We start from the raw sequence: 20,219 nt of genomic DNA, 5'->3' as shown, positions 1-20,219 counted from the left end.
GGTGTGTCTTGTGCAGGAGCCAGCTCGCTCCTACAAAAAAACCAGCCGAAGGCCAGAAAAAGTGGCGTCAGAGTGGCGCCCGGTGGGTTCCCGGTCAAGGAAAAACCGCCTCGCGGGCCGGCCGATAGATTGGACATGGAGACTGTGCTAAAAAGGCTGGCATGTCGCGCTGGCCCTTGATCAACAAGGGTTTTGAGCCAACGGACAGCCGCAAACGGACAAACTGATTCGCCCAGGCGATGGTAGAGCAGATATGGAACAGCATTCCAACGCCTTGAAGGTCATGGTAATCGACGATTCGAAGACCATCCGCCGTACCGCTGAAACCTTGTTGCGCAATGCGGGCTGCGAGGTGATCACTGCCATCGACGGTTTTGATGCGCTGGCCAAGATTGCCGACAATCATCCGGGGATCATTTTTGTCGACATCATGATGCCGCGTCTGGATGGTTATCAGACCTGCGCTTTAATCAAGAACAACAGCGCGTTCAAGGCCACGCCCGTGATCATGCTGTCGTCCAAGGACGGCTTGTTCGACAAGGCCAAGGGCCGGATTGTCGGTTCCGATCAGTTTTTGACCAAGCCATTCAGCAAGGAAGAACTGTTGAACGCGATTCGCGCTCATGTACCGGGCTTCGCTGCCGATGCGCCGCTGTAAGACACGTACAGTGATGCCCGGCCAACCGGCCTGGTATCTACAAGAATGGGGAAGACCATGGCACGTATTCTGATCGTCGATGACTCGCCGACCGAAATGTACAAACTCACCGGCATGCTGGAAAGGCACGGCCATGAAGTGTTGAAGGCGGAAAACGGCGCCGATGGCGTGGCGCTGGCTCGCCAGGAAAAACCCGATGCCGTGTTGATGGACATCGTCATGCCCGGCCTCAACGGCTTCCAGGCGACCCGTCAACTGACCAAGGACCCGGAGACCGGCCATATTCCGGTGATCATCATTACCACCAAGGACCAGGAGACCGACAAGGTCTGGGGCACTCGCCAGGGCGCCAAGGACTACCTGACCAAGCCGGTGGACGAAGACACCCTGATCAAGACCTTGAACGCCGTGCTGGCAGGCTGACGGCCGCGCCATGGCCGAGTCGCTGAGCGCTTTTGAACGGCTGCTGCAGATCGACCAGCGTTGCCGGTTGCTGGCGGCCGACTTGCCGTCCCAGCCAACCCGCAATCACGGTTGGAGCGGCATTGGCTTTCGCCTGGGCGAACACTGGTACGTGGCGCCCATGGGCGAGGTCAGTGAAGTCCTGCATGAGCCGCGCCTGACCCAGCTGCCGGGGGTCAAGCCGTGGGTCAGGGGAGTGGCCAACCTGCGTGGCCGCTTGCTGCCGGTGATGGATCTGTGCGGTTTCCTTGGTGCCGAGTTGTCGGCTCAGCGCAAGCAGCGCCGGGTCCTGGTGGTCGAGTACAAGGAAGTGTTCGTCGGGCTGATGGTCGATGAGGTGCTGGGCATGCAGCACTTCGATCAAGCCCGGTTCGAGCCGGGTGCGGCGGGCGGCCAGGACGGCCCGGCGGCGGCTTTCATCAAGGGCCGGTTCGAGCGTGAGCAACGCTGGCAGGTGTTCAGTCCGTTTGCCGTGGCACAGTCACCACGCTTCATGGATGTGGCGGTGTAGGGTACCTGTAGCAACTGCCGAAGGCTGCGTCCGAGTGCGCAGCACTCGCAAGGACTCCGGTGCGGTTTCACAATGTGGGTCAACAGGCGAAGATCGATGATTAAAGTCAACACGGGCACCTCAAGCGATGGATCGCGCAGTCGTTCGCAGATCATTGCGCTGTTCATCGCGCTGATCGTGTTCATCGTGCTGTTGTTCGCCAACTTTGCTTACCTCAACACCCAGGCCTCCTACGACAAGCAGTACATCGGCCACGCCGGTGAGCTGCGCGTGCTGTCCCAGCGAATCGCCAAGAACGCCACCGAAGCGGCTGCCGGCAAAGCCGCGGCGTTCAAGCTGCTCAGCGATGCGCGCAATGACTTTGCCCTGCGCTGGGGCTACCTGAAAAAGGGCGACCCTGCCACCGGCCTGCCGCCGGCACCCGCGGTGGTGCGTCCGCAAATGCGGGCCGTGCAACTGGATTGGGAGCGGTTGCTGAAAAATACCGACGCGATCCTCTCCAGTGAACAGACGGTGCTGTCGCTGCACCAGGTGGCTGCGACGTTGGCCGAGACCGTGCCGCAGTTGCAGGTCGAGTACGAAAAAGTCGTCGAAATCCTGCTGCAGCGCGGCGCGCCGGCCACTCAGGTGGCCAAGGCCCAGCGCCAGTCGCTGCTTGCCGAGCGCATCCTTGGCGCCGTCAACACGGTGCTGGCCGGCGATGAAAACGCCCAACAGGCCGCCGATGTGTTTGGCCGTGACGCGGCGCGCTTCGGCCAGGTACTCAACGGCATGCTGCAGGGTAATCCGGCGCTCAAGGTCAGCCAGGTCGAGGACCGCGATGCCCGTGCCCGCTTGACCGAGATCGCCGAGCTGTTCCAGTTCGTCTCGGGCTCGGTGGATGAAATCCTCGAAACCTCGCCCCAGCTGTTCAAGGTCCGCGAGTCGGCGGGCAACATCTTCAACCTGTCGCAGACCTTGCTGGAAGAAGCCTCGCACCTGGCCAATGGCTTCGAAAACCTGGTGGGCGGGCGTTCCACCGATACCATCGGCGGTTACGTGCTGGGTCTGCTGGCGCTGACCTCAATCATCCTGATCGGCCTGGTGATGGTGCGTGAAACCAACCGCCAGTTGCGCGAGACCGCCGAGAAGAACGAGCGCAACCAGAACGCGATCATGCGCCTGCTCGACGAGATCGAAGACCTGGCTGACGGCGACCTGACGGTCACGGCCTCGGTGACCGAAGACTTCACCGGGACCATTGCCGACTCCATCAACTACTCGGTCGACCAACTGCGCGACCTGGTGGCCACCATCAACCTCACGGCCGGCCAGGTGGCCGCCGCCGTGCAGGAAACCCAGGCCACGGCGATGCACCTGGCCCAGGCCTCGGAGCACCAGGCCCAGCAGATCAGCGAAGCCTCGGCCTCGATCAACGACATGGCCCAGTCCATCGACCAGGTCTCGGCGAACGCCGCCGAGTCATCGGCCGTGGCCGAGCGCTCGGTGGAAATCGCCAACAAGGGCAACGAAGTGGTGCACAACACCATTCACGGCATGGACAACATTCGTGAACAGATCCAGGACACCGCCAAGCGCATCAAGCGCCTGGGCGAGTCGTCCCAGGAAATCGGCGACATCGTCAGCCTGATCGACGACATCGCCGACCAGACCAACATCCTGGCCCTCAACGCGGCGATCCAGGCCTCTATGGCCGGCGACGCCGGGCGCGGGTTTGCCGTGGTGGCCGACGAAGTGCAGCGCCTGGCTGAACGTTCGTCCGCCGCCACCCGACAGATCGAAACCCTGGTGCGGGCGATCCAGACCGATACCAATGAAGCGGTGATTTCCATGGAGCAGACCACCACCGAGGTGGTGCGCGGCGCGCGGCTGGCGCAGGATGCCGGGGTGGCCCTGGAGGAAATCGAAGGCGTTTCGAAAACCCTCGCGGCGCTGATCCAGAGTATTTCCAATGCGGCGCAGCAACAGACGTCGTCGGCGGGGCAGATTTCCTTGACCATGAACGTGATCCAGCAGATCACCACGCAAACCTCGTCGGGCTCCACGGCCACTGCCGAGAGCATTGGCAACCTGGCGAAAATGGCCAGTCAGTTGCGGCGCTCGGTGTCCGGCTTCACCTTGCCGGCGGTACCGGAGCACGGAACCGACAAGGCCTGAACCCTGCACGCTGGGAACGAATTTTGACTGGAGTGGTTATGGGTGATCGGCACGACTATGTGGCCCTTGAATGGGTCAAGGGCGAAATTGCCGAAACGCTGAAGCAGGCCTACCTTGCCCTCGATCACCTGGTCGAGGACCCGCAGGCGCTGCACGCGCTCGAGCAATGCCTGGCTGGCATCCACCAGGTCCATGGCAGCCTGCAGATGGTCGAGTTCTACGGTGCGGCCCTGCTCGCCGAAGAGATGGAGCACCTGGCGGCGGCCTTGCAGCGCGGCATGGTGGCTCATCGCGACGAAGCCATTCGCCTGCTGCAACAGGCCCTCGGCCAATTGCCGATTTACCTCGACCGCGTGCTCAGCGCCCGGCGGGACCTGCCCCTGGTGGTGTTGCCGCTGATCAACGACCTGCGCAGCGCCCGAGGCGAGGGCCTGCTCGCGGAAACCAGCCTGTTCAGTCCGCAACTGCAAGACCTGCCTGCCCTGACGGATGCACAACTGGCGCTGCTGGAGCCGGCAGAGTTGCCCAATGTGCTGCGCAAACTGCGGCAGATGCTGCAGATGGGCCTGGTCGGCCTGCTGCGCGAACAGGATGACAGCACCAACCTCGGTTACCTGGCCAAGGTCTTTGCACGCCTTGAAGCGCTGTGTGCCGATGCGCCACTGAGCCCGTTGTGGCAGGTGGCTTCAGCGCTGGTCGAAGGCATGCTCAGTGGCCGTATCGATAACAGTCCGGCGCTGCGCAGCTTGTTCAAGGAGACCGACAAGGAACTCAAGCGCCTGCTTGAACACGGCATGCCGGCCATCAACCAGGCGGCGCCACCCGATCTGCTGAAAAGCCTGCTGTTTTATATCGCCAAGGCGCAATCCCCCAGTGCCCGGATGTTAATCATGAAAGATCGCTACGGGCTGGATGACGCCCTGCCTGACAACGCCTTGCTCGACGCCGAGCGCGCGCGCCTGGCCGGGCCTGACCGCGACGCCATGCGCTCGGTGCTGGCCGCCTTGTGCGAGGAACTGGTGCGGGTCAAGGAGCGCCTGGACCTGTTCGTGCGTAGCGACCGCCAGCATGCCTCGGACCTCGACAGCCTGCTGGCGCCGTTGCGGCAGATTGCCGACACCCTGGCAGTGCTCGGTTTTGGCCAGCCACGCAAGGTCATCATCGACCAGTTGGGCGTGGTGATGAGCCTGGCCCAGGGCCAGCGCGAGCCCAACGACGCGATCCTGATGGACGTCGCCGGCGCCTTGCTCTACGTCGAGGCGACCTTGGCGGGTATGGTCGGCATCGTCGAGCAAAGCCGTGAAGAAAGCCGGCTGCCGACCACCGACCTGACGCAGATCCACCAGATCGTCATCAAGGAGGCCCGGCTGTGCCTGCAGCAGGCCAAGGACATGATCGTCGAATACATCGATGCCCACTGGGATCGCCAGCCGTTGCAGTTGCTGCCGGACCTGCTGACCCAGGTCCGCGGTGCATTGGTGATGATTCCCCTGCACCGTGCCGCCAGCCTGCTCGAAGCGTGCAACAGCTACATTCGCGAGCACCTGCTGGCGGACCGCACGCCACCGGATTGGCAGCACCTGGACAACCTGGCCGATGCCATCACCAGCATCGAGTATTACCTGGAGCGCTTGAGCGAGGACCCGCAGACCCTCGGCGAGCAGGTGCTGGATGTGGCCGAGCAGAGTCTGGCGACACTTGGCTACTTGCCCAGCGCCACTCAGTTGCCGCCGTTCAATCCGTCGCCGAGTACCGATGACGGTCGGTTCGCCGAAGCTGACCCGGCCGCCCAACAATCGCTGGCAGATGCCCTGGCCAGCCCGGTTTCGGCGGTCAACCCGCCGGCCATGAGCACCCCTGGCAGCCTGCAACCTCCGCCGGCCGATGAAGAGCCGATAGATGACGAGCTGCGCGAGGTATTCCTCGAGGAGACCGCCGAAGTCCTCGATATCCTGCGTGAGTACCTGCCGCGCTGGTCGGCCAGCCCGGGCAGTGCTGCGGTCCTGGGCGAACTGCGGCGGGCCTTTCATACCTTGAAGGGCAGTGGGCGGATGGTCCGCGCGCTGGTGCTCGGCGAGCTCGCCTGGGCCGTGGAAAACCTGCTCAACCGGGTACTTGAACACAGTGTCGAGCCTGGGCCACAGGTCGACGAACTGCTGCGCGACACACTGCAACTGCTGCCGGAACTGGTGGCGGAATTCGCCGCCAACAATCAGCGCCAACGCGATGATGTCGACCACCTGGCGGCCCGTGCCCACGCGTTGGCCCGGGGCGCTGCGCTGCCCGAGCCGGCGAGCGGGGCCCACGACCCGCAGTTGCTGGAGATTTTCCGCAACGAAGCCGATACCCACCTCAACAGCCTCAAGCGCTTTCTTGAGCAAGCTGGCGAACATCTGCCGTTGCAGGCCACTGACGAGTTGCAGCGCGCGCTGCATACCCTCAAGGGCAGTGCCTCGGTGGCCGGTGTGGTGCCGATCGCCGAACTGGCGGCACCCTTCGATCAACTGGCCCGCGAATACAAGGCGCACCTGCTGGCCCTGGACCTGGATGAAGTCGAACTGCTGCTGGAGGCCGAAGACTTGCTGCGCCGTGGCCTGGCGCAATTGCAGGACGACCCGCTGGTGGAAATCCGCGGCGCCCCTGACCTGATCCAGCGCACCCAGGCGCTGCTTGCCGAGCGCCTGGAGGCCTGGCACAGCGCGTCCGACAGCGGCGTGCGGATCAACCGTGATCCGCAGTTGATCAACAACTTCCTGGCCCAGGGCATGGACATCCTGCTGGACGCCGAAAGCCTGTTGCGACGCTGGCAGCAACACCCCGGCGAGCGCCAGGAGCTGAGTGCCTTGCTGGATGAGCTGACGACCTTGGGCGAAGGCGCACACCTGGCTGACCTGCACCCGATGGATGAGTTGTGTGAGGCCTTGCTCGACCTGTACGGCGCCGTGGAGGAAAGCAGCCTGGCGGTCAGCGAACGGTTCTTCCACGAGGCACAAAGTGCCCACGAAGCCTTGATCAACATGCTCGACGAACTGGCGGCGGGCCAGGAAGTCAGCCACCAACCGGCTCGCGTGCACGCCCTGCGCGATCTGCTCAATGAGGGCCTGGATCCGTCCGCGATGGGCCTGATCCGCAGCGATGGCAGTCGCACCCTGAGCATCACCGAACTTGGCAGCGTCACCGCCGAACTGGGGCAGTCCTCGCCGACGCCGTTGACGGTGGACGATGAAATGGTGGCGATCTTTCTCGAAGAGGCCGTGGACATCCTGGAGAGCGCCGGGCAAGCCCTGCAGCGGTGGCTCGCGGAACCGCAGAGCCCGGCCCCGTTGTTGTCGCTGCAACGGGACCTGCACACCCTCAAGGGTGGGGCGCGGATGGCCGAGATCGGACCGGTGGGTGACCTGGCCCATGAGCTGGAAAGTCTTTACGAGGGCTTGGTGGACCGGCGCTTGAGCTACAGCGTCGAGCTGGGCCTGCTGTTGCAGCACAGCCACGACCGCCTCGCGCAACTGCTGGAGCAACTGCAACGCCAACAACCGCTGGACGATTGCACGGCATTGATCGAGGCTATCGCGCAGTGGCGCCAAGGCAGCGCCAACCCTGCCGACGCCGCTGCGCAGGCGCCCGCCGAGGATGCGCCGGGTAATGACCCGGAGTTGCTGGAAATCTTCCTCGAGGAAGGCTTCGACATCATCGACAGTTCCGGCGCGGCTTTGCTGCGCTGGCAGGCCGATCCGCAAAACCGCCAGGAAATGGAAACCCTGCTGCGCGATCTGCACACCCTCAAGGGCGGCGCGCGGATGGTCGAGATCGCGCCGATTGGCGACCTGGCCCATGAATTGGAATTTCTCTACGAAGGCCTGTCGACTGGCTTGCTGCAGGCCACACCGGCGCTGTTCGGGTTGTTGCAACGCAGTCATGACCGGCTGGCGCAGATGCTTGACGCCACCCGCGCCGGTCAACCGGTAGCGCCGGCCGAGCGCCTGATCGAGGCGATCCAGGCCTTCAGTCACCCCTCGGCGGTCGTGCAGGCGGCGTCAGTGACGCTCGACAGCCCGGCGCAGAACAAGCCGGAGCCGCCCGCGTTGCCCGCCGAGGTGGGCGCCGACATGGTCAAGGTGTCCGCCGAACTGCTCGACGACCTGGTCAACCTGGCCGCCGAGACTTCAATCTTTCGTGGACGTGTCGAGCAGCAGGTCAACGATGCCCGGGTGACCTTGAGCGAGATGGAAACCACCATCGAGCGCATGCGCGATCAACTGCGCCGCCTCGACACCGAAACCCAGGGACGCATCCTCAGTCGCCAGCAAGTCGACGCCGAGCGCCTGGGCTATGAAGAGTTCGACCCCTTGGAAATGGATCGCCATTCCCAGTTGCAGCAGTTGTCGCGGGCGATGTTCGAGTCCGCTTCCGATCTGCTCGACCTCAAGGAAACCCTCGAGCGGCGCAACCACGACGCGGAAAACCTGCTGCAGCAACAGGGGCGGATCAACAGCGAACTGCAAGAAGGCCTGATGCGCACGCGCATGGTGCCGTTCGAGCGGATGCTGCCGCGCCTCAAGCGCATCGTCCGCCAGGTCTCCAGCGAGCTGGGCAAGGACGTCGAGTTCATCGTCGGCAACGCCGAGGGCGAGATGGACCGCCATGTGCTTGAGCGCATGGCCGCCCCGCTGGAGCACATGCTGCGCAACGCCATCGACCATGGCCTGGAGTCCCCGCAGGTGCGCCGCGCCGCCGGCAAACCCGAGCAGGGGCGGATCAGCCTGGACCTGTCCCGCGAGGGCGGCGATATCATTTTTGACATCCGCGACGACGGTGCCGGCGTGCCCCTCGATGCCGTGCGGCGCAAGGCGATCAAGCGCGGGCTGCTGGCTCCCGAGAGCACCCTGAGTGACCGCGACGTGCTGCAGTTCATCTTGCAGCCTGGCTTTTCCACCGCCGAGAAGATCACCCAGATCTCCGGGCGCGGGGTGGGTATGGACGTGGTGCATGAAGAGGTGCGCCAGCTCGGCGGCCTGATGAGCATCGATTCGGTCCCGGGCAAGGGCGTGCACTTTCGCATTCGCCTGCCATTCACGGTGTCGGTCAACCGGGCGCTGATGGTGCAGTGTGGCGGGGATCAGTATGCGATTCCGCTCAACACCATCGAGGGCATGGTGCGGGTCTTGCCCAGTGAACTGGAGGGCCGTTACCAGTTGGATCCGCCCCGGTACGAGTACGCCGGGCAAGGCTACGAACTGTGCTACCTGGGCGAGTTGCTCAAGACCAGCGTGCGCCCGCGCTTGCTGGGGCAGAACCTGCCGCTGCCGGTGTTGCTGGTGCAGTGCAACGAGCGGCATATCGCGGTGCAGGTCGACGCCATGGCAGGCACCCGGGAAATTGTGGTCAAGAGCCTTGGCCCGCAGTTTGCCGCGGTGCAGGGGCTGTCGGGTGCGACGATTCTGGGCGATGGCCGGGTGGTGCTGATTCTCGACCTGCTGGCGCCGCTGCGGGCGATGCAGGTGCGTTTGCCGGCGCAGGCCGCGACCAGCCCGGAAGGAGAGCCGCAGCGCTCGATGCTGGTGCTGGTGGTCGACGATTCGGTCACCGTGCGCAAAGTCACCAGTCGGTTGCTGGAGCGCCACGGCATGAGCGTGCTCACGGCCAAGGACGGGGTGGACGCCATGCAGCTGCTGGAAGAGCACATGCCCGACCTGATGCTGCTGGACATCGAAATGCCGCGCATGGATGGCTTCGAAGTGGCCACCCAGGTGCGCAACGATCCCCGCCTGCAACACCTGCCGATCATCATGATCACCTCGCGCACCGGGCAAAAACACCGCGACCGGGCAATGGCCATCGGCGTCAACGACTACCTCGGCAAGCCGTACCAGGAGTCGGTGCTGCTCGACAGTATCGCCCTGTGGAGCAAGGCCCATGCTTGAGCACCGTACCAGCCACCTCACCGGGCTGTTGTTGCCCCTGGCCGACCGCACCCTGATCCTGCCCAACGTCGCCGTTGCCGAGCTGATCGACTACCAGCCCGGGACCTTCGACCTCGACTCTCCGCCCTGGTACCTGGGCCAGGTCATCTGGCGCGACCGACAGATCCCGTTGTTGAGTTTCGAGTCGGCCTGCGGCAGCAAAACCGTGATCGGCGAACGCGCACGCATCGTCATCCTCAACACCCTCAGTGGGCGAGCCAACCTCAGGTTCATTGCCCTGCTGGTCCAGGGTATCCCGCGCTCCTGCAAGCTCGACAGCCAGCTGAGTTACGTCGACGTGCCGCTGTGTGCGCTGGAACAGGCGGCGGTGCAAGTTGTCGACCAAGTGGCAAAAATCCCCGACTTGCTGGCGTTGGAGGCGTTGTTGCTGGGGGCGGGGTTGGTTGTTGAATGAGCGTTCCCATATAGACGTATGAACGTGTTCATGTGTCGTTGTCTGGCGTTTGCATTGGGAGGCCCATGTACCACGGAGAAAGATTCAACGCCTGGAGCCATTTGTTCGGGGCGGTTGCGGCGTTTGTCGGGGTGGTCTGGTTGTTGGTGGTCGCGAGTCTCGATGGCAGTCCCTGGAAGATTGTCAGCGTGGCGATCTACGGGGTGACCTTGCTGGTGCTGTACAGCGTGTCGACGGTCTATCACAGCGTGCGCGGGCGGGCGAAGGTGATCATGCAGAAGGTCGATCACCTGTCGATCTACCTGCTGATTGCCGGCAGCTACACGCCTTTTTGCCTGGTGACCCTGCGTGGTCCCTGGGGCTGGTCGTTGTTCGGGATTGTCTGGGCGCTGGCGGTGATCGGCATGCTGCAAGAGATCAAGCCGCGCTCCGAGGCGCGGATTCTGTCGCTGGTGATCTACGCGGTGATGGGTTGGATCGTGCTGGTGGCAGTCAAGCCGCTGATCGCCGCGCTAGGCACGGCGGGGTTTGCCTGGCTGGCGACTGGCGGGGTGTTTTACACCGTCGGCATCATTTTCTTTGCCCTCGACAGCCGGCTGCGCCATGCCCACGGGATCTGGCACCTGTTTGTGATCACTGGGAGCTTGCTGCATTTCGTGGCGATCCTGCTTTATGTGATTTGATGGGGGGGCAGGGACAGCGCTTTCGCGGCGTTGCTACGCACGCCCGACCAACCTGTCCAGTTGCTCTTGCGCGCGGTGGCTGAAGATGGTCAGCAGCTCGCTCAGGGTGTGCGGTGGCGGTTCGGTCGCACGGGTCACCGCATACAGGGTGATCGGCAGCTCCGGCGCCAGGGGGCGAATGGCGGTGGTCCCGGGCGAGGCGCCCAGGGCGGTGAAGGGGTCAATCACGGTCAGGCCGGCCCCGGATTCGACCATTGCCCTGGCCAGTGAATACGTTTGCACCGCGATGCTGACTCGGGGTGGTGGCTCGACGGCCTTGAGGTAACTGTCGAGTCGGGCCGACAGTGGATCGGCACTGGACAGCCCGATCAGCGGCGCGTCGGCCAGGGCCTGCAGCGGCAGCGGCTGGCCTTCTTCCTCCAGGGCCCAGTAACCGGCCGGCGCCAACGCCACCAACACCCCACTGGCCAGCGCCTGGGCCTTGAGCCCTGGGTGATCGGGCAATTGCAGGGTCAGGGCGACATCGATTTCGCGCATCAGCAGGTTCTGCACCAGCTCGCGGCTGTGGGCACTGGACAGCTCGCAGGCGATCTCCGGATAGCGTTGCGTCCATTCATGAATGGCCGGCGGCAACAACGACAGGGCCAGTGCCGGGGTCGCGCCGATCCGCAGGCTGTGGCCCGGCTCGCGGCGCAGGCTCTGGGCCAGGCGTCGCACCCCTTGCAGGCTTTCGGCGACCTTGTCGACCTCACGCTCCAGCTCCAGCGCTTCCGGGGTGGCCTGGAGTTTGCCGCGTACCCGTAGAAACAACGGGAAACCCAGGTGCTGCTCAGCGTGTTGCAGCACTTTGGTCACGGCGGGTTGGGAGACGTGCAGCAATTGCGCGGCAGCACTGACCGAACCGGTCTGGCGGATGGCCTGGAAGATCTCGATGTGGCGAAGGCGCATGGCGAGTCCATAACCTTTGTTTATGGGCTGACCATCTTTATTCATTGTTCGGCGCCTGTCACCTGGCTCTAACCTCGGGCTCGTCTCAACAACGGTTAAGGACTGACATGGCTCAGCGTGTATGCATCATCGGCGGCGGCGTCATTGGCCTGGCAACGGCTTACGCACTGGTGCGCGATGGCGTTGAGGTGACCCTGGTCGAGGCGCGGGATTCGCTGGGCAGTGAAACCAGCTTTGCCAATGGCGGCCAGTTGTCCTATCGCTACGTGGCGCCCCTGGCCGATGCCGGCGTGCCGTTGCAGGCCATTGGCTGGATGCTGCGCGGTGACTCACCGTTGAAGCTGCGCCCTCGCTTCGACCCGGCGCAGTGGCGCTGGATGGCGTCCTTTCTGGGGGCCTGCCGCTCCTCCGTCAACCGCACCAATGCAGCCCATCTGTTGCGCCTGGCGTTGTTCAGCCAGTCCACCCTGCAGGCCTGGCGCGAAGACGATGCCTTGGACGGTTTCCACTGGCGGCGCAACGGCAAGCTGGTGACCTTTCGCAACACCGCGAGCTTCGAGCACGCCCGCCACAAACTGGCCGACCCCCAGCAACAGCAGGTGCTGTCGTCTGCCGACTGCGCCCGCCTGGACCCGGCGCTGGCCGATGCACCCTTTGTTGGCGCGATCTACACCCCCGATGAGGAAGTTGGTGACTGCCACGGCTTTTGCCAGCAACTGGCGGCGCGTTTGCGGGCCTCAGGCCGTTGCCAATTCCGCCTGGGCCAGGCTGTGACCTGCATTCGCCAGGCGAACGGCGTGGTGAGCGCCATCGAATTGGGGGACGAAGTGCTGCCGGTGGAGCACCTGGTCATCGCTGCCGGCCATCGCAGCCCACTGCTGGCGTTGCCTGGGGTGCACCTGCCACTGTATCCGCTGAAGGGGTATAGCCTGACCGTGCCGATCGGCGCCCAGCACCGGGCCCCGGACCTGAGCATCACCGACTATGACCGCAAGATCGTCTACGCGCGCATTGGCGAGCAACTGCGGGTGGCGGCTATGGTCGACATCGTCGGTTTTGACCCGGCGCTGGACCCCAAGCGCCTGGCCCTGATCAAGCGCCAGGCGCGTGACACCTTTGCCAATGCCGGTGACTACGAGCAGGTCATCGAATGGGCCGGCATGCGCCCGGCGACCCCCAGCGGCGTGCCGCTGCTGGGTGCAACGGAATATTGCAACCTGTGGCTGAACCTCGGCCATGGCGCCCTGGGTTTCACCCTGGCCTGCGGCAGCGCGCAGTTGCTCAGTGAGCTGATCGGCCAGCGCCGCCCCTCCATTGACCTGCAGGGCTTTTCGCCCCGTGCGGCCTGAACCATTACCCAAGAGAAGGACTATCCGATGACCATCAGCCGTATCCAGACCCATCCACGCTTGTCCGGTGCCGTGACCTTTGGCGACCTGGTGTTTCTCTCCGGCCAGGTGCCGGGTGATGCCACCGATGCCGGTGGCCAGACTCGCCAGGTACTGGAAAAAATCGACGCGCTGCTGGCCGAGGCGGGCAGCGACAAGGATCATCTGCTCAGCGCGACCATTTACTTGAAGGATATCGGTGAGGATTTCGCGGCGATGAATGACGTCTGGTCGGCCTGGCTGTCGCCTGGCCAGGCACCGAGCCGCACCACCTTGCAGGCCGAACTGGCCCGCCCGCAGGTGCGGGTCGAAATCACTGTTATCGCGGCCCGCCGCTAAGTCATCCATCACCCACAACGGAGAATAACAATGCAAAAAATCACGTTGCTCGGCTGCACCCTGGGCCTGTTGCTCGGCACTCAAGTGCAGGCTGAAGAAGGCCCGCTGGGCCCCACCCTGAGCAAGATTGCCAGCGCCCAAAACATTACGCTGGGTTATCGCGATGCGTCGGTGCCATTCTCCTACGTGGGTGACCACTCGGGGCAACCGATGGGTTACTCGGTGGACTTGGCGAGCAAGATTGTCGAGCGTGTGCAGCAGAAGCTCGCGGCGCCCCAGCTCCAGGTCAAATACAACCTGGTGACCTCGCAAACCCGCATCCCGCTGGTGCAGAACGGCACGGTCGACCTGGAGTGTGGCTCGACCGGCGTGACGGCTGAACGACAAAAGCAGGTGGCGTTTTCCTACGGCTTTATCTATGTCAAAGGCCAGTTGCTGACCGCCAACGACAGCGGGATCAAGAGCTTCGCCGACCTGCGTGGCAAGAACGTGGTGACCACCGCGGGTACCACCAACGAGCGGTATCTGAAGAGCTACAACGTCGACAACAAGATCGACATGTTCGTGATCAGCGCCAAGGACCACGGTGAAGCCTTCCAGATGTTGCAGTCTGGTCGAGCAGCGGCGTTCTACATGGACGACGCGCTGCTCTACGGTGAGCGCGCCAAGGCTCGCGACCCGCACAAGTGGGTGGTGGTCGGGGAAGAGCAGTCGCGGGAAATCTACAGCTGCATGGTGCGCAAGGACGATCCGCAGTTCCTCGCCCTGGTGAATTCGACACTGGGTGAGCTGTACAGCTCAGGGGAAATCAACGGGATCTACCAGCGCTGGTTTGAACAGCCGATCCCGCCAAAAGGCCTGAACCTTGAGTTCCCGATGACCAGCGAACTCAAGGCGATCATTGCCAAGCCGACGAGTGATCCGGTGCAGTGATTTTCAGATCAGGAGATCGCAGCCTGCGGCCCTTAGAAATCGCCCCATAACTGTTGTGCCACCGCCAGCGCCACCACCGGCGCGGTTTCGGTGCGCAACACGCGAGGGCCCAGGCGTGCGGCGTGAAAACCGCCCGCCTTGGCCTGCTCCACTTCAGCGTCCGACAAGCCACCTTCGGGGCCGATCAAGAAGGCCAGGGTCGCGGGTTTGGCGTGGCTCGCCCATGGCTGCGCCACCGGGTGCAGCACCAGTTTCAGCTCGGCCGGGACCTGCTTGATCCAGTCTGCCAGCAGCATCGGCGGATGGATCACCGGCACCCGCGAGCGCCCACATTGCTCGCAGGCGCTGATCGCCACTTGGCGCCAGTGCTGCAGGCGTTTGTCGGCGCGTTCGTCCTTGAGCCGCACTTCGCAGCGGTCACTGAAAATCGGCGTGATTTCACTCACCCCCAGCTCCGTGGCTTTCTGAATCGCCCAATCCATACGCTCACCCCGGGACAAGCCCTGGCCCAGGTGAATCTGCAGCGGCGACTCGATTTGCCCGGCAACACTTTCGGTCAGCGCCACGCGCACACGCTTCTTGCCGACTTCCGCCAGTGTGCCGAGGTATTCCTGGCCTGAGCCGTCGAACACTTGCAGCGCATCGCCCTCGGCCATGCGCAGCACGCGGCTGATGTAATGGGCCTGGGCCTCCGGCAATTCATGCTCGCCAAGACTCAAGGGGGCATCGATAAAGAAGCGGGACAGTCTCATGCGGGGTCTCTGTAAAAGGTGTCATTCGTCTGAGTGGGCGTTGACTGCTCAGCCACAGCCCATGTGGGAGCGATGGCTGCTAGCCCGGATCACGGAACCCAGGGTGGAAGTCCTTCGGCACCGCGACGCTGACCGAGTCGCGGGTGGCGATGTCGATGCCTTCGCTGGCCACTTCGGCGAGGAAGTCGATCTGCTCGGGGGTGATCACGTAGGGCGGCAGGAAATACACCACGCTGCCCAACGGGCGCAACAGCGCGCCGCGCTCCAGGGCGTGCTGGAACACTTTCAGGCCGCGACGCTCTTGCCACGGATAGGCCTCTTTGCTGGCCTTGTCCTTGACCATCTCGATGGCCAGTACCATGCCGGTCTGGCGCACTTCCGACACGTTCGGGTGATCGGCCAGGTGTGCGGTCGAGGTCGCCATGCGCTGGGCCAGGGCCTTGTTGTTCTCGATGACGTTGTCCTGCTCGAAAATATCCAGGGTCGCCAACGCGGCGGCACAGGCCAGCGGGTTGCCGGTGTAGCTGTGGGAATGGAGGAACGCGCGCAGGGTCGGGTAGTCGTCGTAAAAGGCGCTGTAGACCTCGTCGGTAGTAACGCAGGCCGCCAGTGGCAGGTAGCCGCCCGTCAGGGCCTTGGACAGGCACAGGAAGTCCGGGCGGATGCTGGCCTGCTCACAGGCAAACATGGTCCCGGTACGGCCGAAGCCGACGGCGATTTCGTCGTGGATCAGGTGTACGCCGTAGCGGTCACAGGCTTCGCGCAGCAGCTTGAGGTACACCGGGTGGTACATGCGCATGCCGCCCGCGCCCTGGATCAACGGCTCGACAATCACTGCCGCAACGCTGTCGTGGTGCTCGGCCAGGGTTTGCTCCATCGCCGCGAACATGTTCCGCGAATGTTCTTCCCAGCTCATGCCGTCGGGGCGCAGGTAGCAATCAGGGCTCGGCACCTTGATGGTGTCCAGCAGCAGGGCTTTATAGGTTTCAGTGAACAAGGGCACGTCGCCGACCGACATCGCGGCCATGGTCTCGCCGTGGTAGCTGTTGGTCAGGGTGACAAAACGCTTCTTGTTCGGCTGGCCGCGGTTGAGCCAGTAGTGAAAGCTCATTTTCAGTGCGACTTCGATGCACGATGAGCCGTTATCGGCGTAGAAGCACCGGGTCAGGCCTTCCGGCGTCATCTTCACCAGGCGCTCGGACAGTTCGATCACCGGTTGGTGGCTGAAGCCGGCGAGGATCACGTGTTCGAGTTGGTCGACCTGATCCTTGATCCGCTGGTTGATCCGCGGATTGGCGTGGCCGAACACGTTGACCCACCAGGAGCTGACAGCGTCGAGGTAACGCTTGCCTTCGAAGTCCTCCAGCCACACCCCTTCACCCCGTTTGATCGGGATCAACGGCAGTTGTTCGTGGTCTTTCATCTGGGTGCAGGGATGCCACAACACCGCGAGATCGCGCTGCATCCACTGATTATTCAAGCCCATGTAAATTCTCCTCGAGACGGCGCGCTGGTTTCGCGGGCAAACAATCGCGCAAGCCTATGCAATGCTGGGCATGCGGACAACCTATTGTGGTTTTTTCAGTTGCCTGGACTGAACAGAAACCCGCTTTGCGGGGCACGTTTGTGGTGCCTGGAGGACAAGTGTCTCACGTGGTTAATCTTTCCTTAACCAACCGGCACCAGACTCCAGATCGTATTTCTCGATATTTCAAAGCAAATTTTTCCGCTTTAATTCGATAGATAACTCGATAGTCTTGATCGCAGTTCTTACAGGATGTGGGCAATGCAGCTACGTAACTCTTCCTCCCGCTACGGTTGGGTCAGTATTTTCATGCACTGGGGTGTCGCCCTGGCAGTGGTTGGTCTGTTCGCCCTGGGCTTGTGGATGGTCGGGCTGGATTACTACAGCACCTGGCGCAAGGATGCCCCGGACCTGCATAAAAGCATGGGTCTGGTGCTCTTCGCGATCATGCTGCTGCGGGTGCTCTGGCGTTGGATCAGCCCGCCACCGCCGACCCTGGCCAGCTACGATCGCCTGACCCGCATCGGCGCCAAGATCGGCCACGGGTTTCTGTATGCCAGCCTGTTTGCGGTAATGATTGCCGGTTACCTGATTTCCACCGCAGACGGTGTCGGGATACCGGTGTTTGGTTTGTTCGAAGTCCCTGCCCTGATTTCCGGTCTACCGGACCAGGCAGACCTGGCCGGTGAGATTCATTTCTACCTGGCATGGGCGCTGGTGATTGTCTCCGGCCTCCATGCGTTGGCCGCATTGAAGCACCACTTTATCGATCGTGATGTGACCCTGGCACGCATGCTGGGTCGCAAAGCCTGATGTTCAACCTCGACTCCAAGGAATAGAAAGCATGTTGAAAAAGTCTCTCGCCGCTCTGGCAATCGGTACTGCTCTGCTGTCGGCCAACGTGATGGCAGCCGACTATGTGGTCGACAAGGAAGGTCAGCACGCCTTCGTTGACTTCAAGATCAGCCACCTGGGCTACAGCTTCATCACTGGTACTTTCAAGGATATCGACGGCAAGTTCAGCTTTGACGCTGCCAAGCCTGAAGACAGCAAGATCGAGTTCAACGTCAATACCGCCAGCGTATTCACCAATCACGCCGAGCGCGACAAGCACATCGCCAGCCCTGACTTCCTGAATGCGGGCAAATTCGCCAAGGCGACGTTTGTTTCCACCAGCGTCAAATCCACTGGCAAGAATGCCGATGGCAAGGACACAGCTGATGTCGCAGGCGACCTGACCATCCTGGGCGTGACCAAGCCAGTAGTGGTCAAGGCCACGTTCCTGGGTGAAGGCAAGGATCCATGGGGCGGCTACCGTGCCGGCTTCGAAGGCACTACCCACATCAAGCGTAGCGATTTCGGCAAGCAAAAGGACCTGGGCCCTGCTTCCGACGCTGTTGAGCTGTACGTTACGTTCGAAGGTGTGAAAGCGAAGTAATATTCGCCGCCACAAAAAAACGCCCCGACTCACAAGAGCCGGGGCGTTTTTTTTGACGCGGACAAAATCAGCGGTTGCGGGTCAGCAGCGCTGGTTTTTCGCCACGTGGACGGCTTGGCAGTTGATCGAGCTGCTCAGGTGTCGGGAACCGATCGGTCTTGGACTCCTTGTGAATGATCTTGGGTGCCGGACCGCCGCGCGGGTTTTGTACCGCGGGTTCCTGGCGTGGCTGATCATCACGGGCTGGGCGACGGTTGCGGGACTCCTCGCGACGGGCCTGGCCGTCACGGGGGGCGCCACTGCGTGGGCCGCTGCGCTTGGCTGGCGGAGTGCCAGTGCTGGCGCCGCTGCTGTTGCGTGGACCGTTCTGCCGGCCTTGTGGCTGGCCAGTGCGTGGTGCGCCGGCGCCTGCGCCTTGTGCCGGGGCGCCTGGACGGCGACCACGGCCCTGGGCCGGTTTCTGCTGTGGCACGTAGTCGACGCGGTTACCGAAGTTATCCACATCGTCGTCGAGGAACTCGTCCGGTGCCCGATCAGCGGCCGCACGTGGAGCAGGGCGCTGCTGTTCGCGGGCAGGCGTGCCTTCACGCGGCTTTTGCGCCGGGCGCTCGCCACGGTTGGCTGCCGGCTTTTCCTTGCCGCCCTTGTCCTTGCCTTTGTCCTTGCGACCGCCGCCACCGCCACCGCCGTTCGGACCGTCGCCGCGCGGGCCACGTGGGTTGCGCGGGTTACGCACATCCGGACGCTCGCGCACTTCAGGTTTCTCGGCCTCGACGCTGCTGGCATCAAACCCCATCAGGTCGCCATCGGCGATCTTCTGCTTGGTCATGCGCTCGATGCTTTTCAGCAGTTTTTCTTCGTCCGGGGCCACCAGCGAGATCGCCTCGCCCGAACGACCGGCACGGCCAGTACGGCCAATGCGGTGTACGTAGTCTTCGTCGACGTTCGGCAGCTCGAAGTTGACCACGTGGGGCAACTGGTCGATGTCCAGGCCGCGCGCCGCGATGTCGGTAGCCACCAGGATCCGCACTTCACCGGCCTTGAAGTCGGCCAGGGCTTTGGTGCGGGCGTTCTGGCTCTTGTTACCGTGGATGGCCACGGCGCTCAGGCCGTGTTTGTCCAGATACTCGGCCAGGCGGTTGGCGCCGTGCTTGGTGCGGGTGAAGACCAGGACCTGTTCCCAGGCACCGGCGGTGATCAGGTGCGCCAGCAGCGAACGCTTGTGGCTCGCCGGCAGGCGGAACACACGTTGCTCGATCCGCTCGACCGTGGTGTTCGGCGGCGTGACTTCGATGCGCTCGGGGTTGTGCAGCAGCTTGCCAGCCAGGTCGGTGATGTCCTTGGAGAAGGTCGCCGAGAACAGCAGGTTTTGGCGTTTGGCCGGCAGACGGGCCAGGACCTTCTTCACGTCATGGACAAAACCCATGTCGAGCATGCGGTCGGCTTCGTCGAGCACGAGGATTTCCACGTGGGACAGGTCGACACTGCCTTGGCCGGCCAGGTCGAGCAAACGTCCCGGGCAGGCGACCAGCACGTCTACACCGCGGGCCATGGCCTGAACCTGAGGGTTCATGCCAACGCCGCCGAAGATGCAGGCACTGACGAACTTGAGGTCGCGGGCATAGAGCTTGAAGCTCTCGTGCACCTGGGCGGCCAGTTCGCGGGTCGGAGTCAGGACCAGTACGCGCGGCTGGCGCGGGCCGTGACGCTGGGACTTGTCCGGGTGACCGTTGGGGAACAGGCGTTCCAGAATCGGCAGGGCAAAGCCGCCGGTTTTGCCAGTGCCTGTCTGTGCCGCAACCATCAAGTCGCGACCTTGCAACACGGCGGGAATGGCCCGCTGTTGCACCGGAGTAGGCTGGGTGTAGCCGGCGGCTTCGATGGCGCCGACTAAAGCCTCGGAGAGACCGAGGGAAGCAAAGGACATGAGTAATCCTGTTTTAGTTAGGGCTTGGCCCAATGGGATAGTCTTGCCTGGCGCGAGTGGCGTTTGAGAGAAGCGCAATCGCGTCCGGTCCTGCTGGGCCCTGATGGCTCATCTTCGAGTGCT

Annotated in this window: 16 protein-coding genes; 12 read left to right on the top strand and 4 right to left on the bottom strand. The window is 63.2% G+C overall.

Features of this window, described 5'->3' with window-relative positions; translation table 11 throughout:
* Nucleotides 1–253 precede the first annotated feature (253 nt).
* The 7 genes from pilG to trhA all read left to right on the top strand — a co-directional run bounded on the left by pilG (nucleotide 254) and on the right by trhA (nucleotide 10,846).
* On the top strand, nucleotides 254–658 hold the full coding sequence (pilG, locus tag AACY45_RS03010) for a twitching motility response regulator PilG (protein ID WP_166592586.1): 405 nt from the start codon (nucleotides 254–256) through the stop codon (nucleotides 656–658).
* Between the two features lie 57 nt (nucleotides 659–715).
* Nucleotides 716–1,081, top strand: coding sequence for a twitching motility response regulator PilH (pilH, locus tag AACY45_RS03005; protein WP_339544086.1), 366 nt, complete (start codon nucleotides 716–718; stop codon nucleotides 1,079–1,081).
* A gap of 10 nt (nucleotides 1,082–1,091) precedes the next feature.
* Nucleotides 1,092–1,631 (top strand): chemotaxis protein CheW, encoded by a 540-nt coding sequence (locus AACY45_RS03000; protein ID WP_339544085.1) that lies wholly within the window; start codon nucleotides 1,092–1,094, stop codon nucleotides 1,629–1,631.
* 96 nt (nucleotides 1,632–1,727) lie between these two features.
* Nucleotides 1,728–3,788, top strand: a complete 2,061-nt coding sequence (locus tag AACY45_RS02995) for a methyl-accepting chemotaxis protein (protein WP_339544084.1) — start codon at nucleotides 1,728–1,730, stop codon at nucleotides 3,786–3,788.
* Nucleotides 3,789–3,826: 38 nt separating this feature from the next.
* Complete coding sequence (locus tag AACY45_RS02990) at nucleotides 3,827–9,709, top strand: Hpt domain-containing protein (protein WP_339544083.1); 5,883 nt, start codon at nucleotides 3,827–3,829, stop codon at nucleotides 9,707–9,709.
* Nucleotides 9,702–10,163 (top strand): chemotaxis protein CheW, encoded by a 462-nt coding sequence (locus AACY45_RS02985; RefSeq protein WP_339544082.1) that lies wholly within the window; start codon nucleotides 9,702–9,704, stop codon nucleotides 10,161–10,163. The genes AACY45_RS02990 and AACY45_RS02985 overlap by 8 nt, the downstream gene beginning before the upstream one ends.
* Before the next feature lie 65 nt (nucleotides 10,164–10,228).
* Nucleotides 10,229–10,846 (top strand): PAQR family membrane homeostasis protein TrhA, encoded by a 618-nt coding sequence (gene trhA / locus AACY45_RS02980; protein ID WP_339544081.1) that lies wholly within the window; start codon nucleotides 10,229–10,231, stop codon nucleotides 10,844–10,846.
* Between the two features lie 33 nt (nucleotides 10,847–10,879).
* On the opposite strand, the gene AACY45_RS02975 is transcribed toward trhA, so the two are convergent.
* A complete protein-coding gene (locus AACY45_RS02975) occupies nucleotides 10,880–11,794 on the bottom strand; it encodes a LysR family transcriptional regulator (protein ID WP_339544080.1) in 915 nt (304 codons plus the stop codon).
* A 107-nt stretch (nucleotides 11,795–11,901) separates the two neighbouring features.
* Between AACY45_RS02975 and AACY45_RS02970 the strand changes: the two genes are divergently transcribed.
* The 3 genes from AACY45_RS02970 to AACY45_RS02960 are packed head-to-tail and all read left to right on the top strand — an operon-like array spanning nucleotide 11,902 to nucleotide 14,454.
* Nucleotides 11,902–13,143, top strand: a complete 1,242-nt coding sequence (locus AACY45_RS02970; RefSeq protein ID WP_445261154.1) for a D-amino acid dehydrogenase — start codon at nucleotides 11,902–11,904, stop codon at nucleotides 13,141–13,143.
* A gap of 27 nt (nucleotides 13,144–13,170) precedes the next feature.
* A complete protein-coding gene (locus AACY45_RS02965; protein ID WP_339544079.1) occupies nucleotides 13,171–13,521 on the top strand; it encodes a RidA family protein in 351 nt (116 codons plus the stop codon).
* A 30-nt stretch (nucleotides 13,522–13,551) separates the two neighbouring features.
* Nucleotides 13,552–14,454 (top strand): transporter substrate-binding domain-containing protein, encoded by a 903-nt coding sequence (locus AACY45_RS02960; protein WP_339544078.1) that lies wholly within the window; start codon nucleotides 13,552–13,554, stop codon nucleotides 14,452–14,454.
* A 32-nt stretch (nucleotides 14,455–14,486) separates the two neighbouring features.
* Here the strand turns inward: AACY45_RS02960 and AACY45_RS02955 are convergent, their stop codons facing one another.
* Nucleotides 14,487–15,206 (bottom strand): 16S rRNA (uracil(1498)-N(3))-methyltransferase, encoded by a 720-nt coding sequence (locus tag AACY45_RS02955; RefSeq protein ID WP_339544077.1) that lies wholly within the window; start codon nucleotides 15,204–15,206, stop codon nucleotides 14,487–14,489.
* Between the two features lie 79 nt (nucleotides 15,207–15,285).
* Nucleotides 15,286–16,692, bottom strand: coding sequence for an adenosylmethionine--8-amino-7-oxononanoate transaminase (locus tag AACY45_RS02950; RefSeq protein WP_339544076.1), 1,407 nt, complete (start codon nucleotides 16,690–16,692; stop codon nucleotides 15,286–15,288).
* Between the two features lie 300 nt (nucleotides 16,693–16,992).
* Between AACY45_RS02950 and AACY45_RS02945 the strand changes: the two genes are divergently transcribed.
* Both AACY45_RS02945 and AACY45_RS02940 read left to right on the top strand, forming a co-directional pair.
* Entirely contained in the window at nucleotides 16,993–17,544 is a 552-nt protein-coding gene (locus AACY45_RS02945) for a cytochrome b (protein ID WP_339544075.1), read from the top strand.
* 31 nt (nucleotides 17,545–17,575) lie between these two features.
* A complete protein-coding gene (locus AACY45_RS02940; protein WP_339544074.1) occupies nucleotides 17,576–18,169 on the top strand; it encodes a YceI family protein in 594 nt (197 codons plus the stop codon).
* 67 nt (nucleotides 18,170–18,236) lie between these two features.
* Here the strand turns inward: AACY45_RS02940 and AACY45_RS02935 are convergent, their stop codons facing one another.
* The gene (locus tag AACY45_RS02935; RefSeq protein ID WP_185818087.1) at nucleotides 18,237–20,096 is read right to left on the bottom strand and encodes a DEAD/DEAH box helicase; all 1,860 of its coding nucleotides are present in this window, start codon (nucleotides 20,094–20,096) and stop codon (nucleotides 18,237–18,239) included.
* Nucleotides 20,097–20,219 lie beyond the last annotated feature (123 nt).

Source organism: Pseudomonas sp. RA_35y_Pfl2_P32 (assembly GCF_963970735.1).
Taxonomy (GTDB): domain Bacteria; phylum Pseudomonadota; class Gammaproteobacteria; order Pseudomonadales; family Pseudomonadaceae; genus Aquipseudomonas.
The sequence above is the reverse complement of the archived record's forward strand: the minus strand, read 5'-3'. Positions and strand labels throughout refer to the sequence as shown.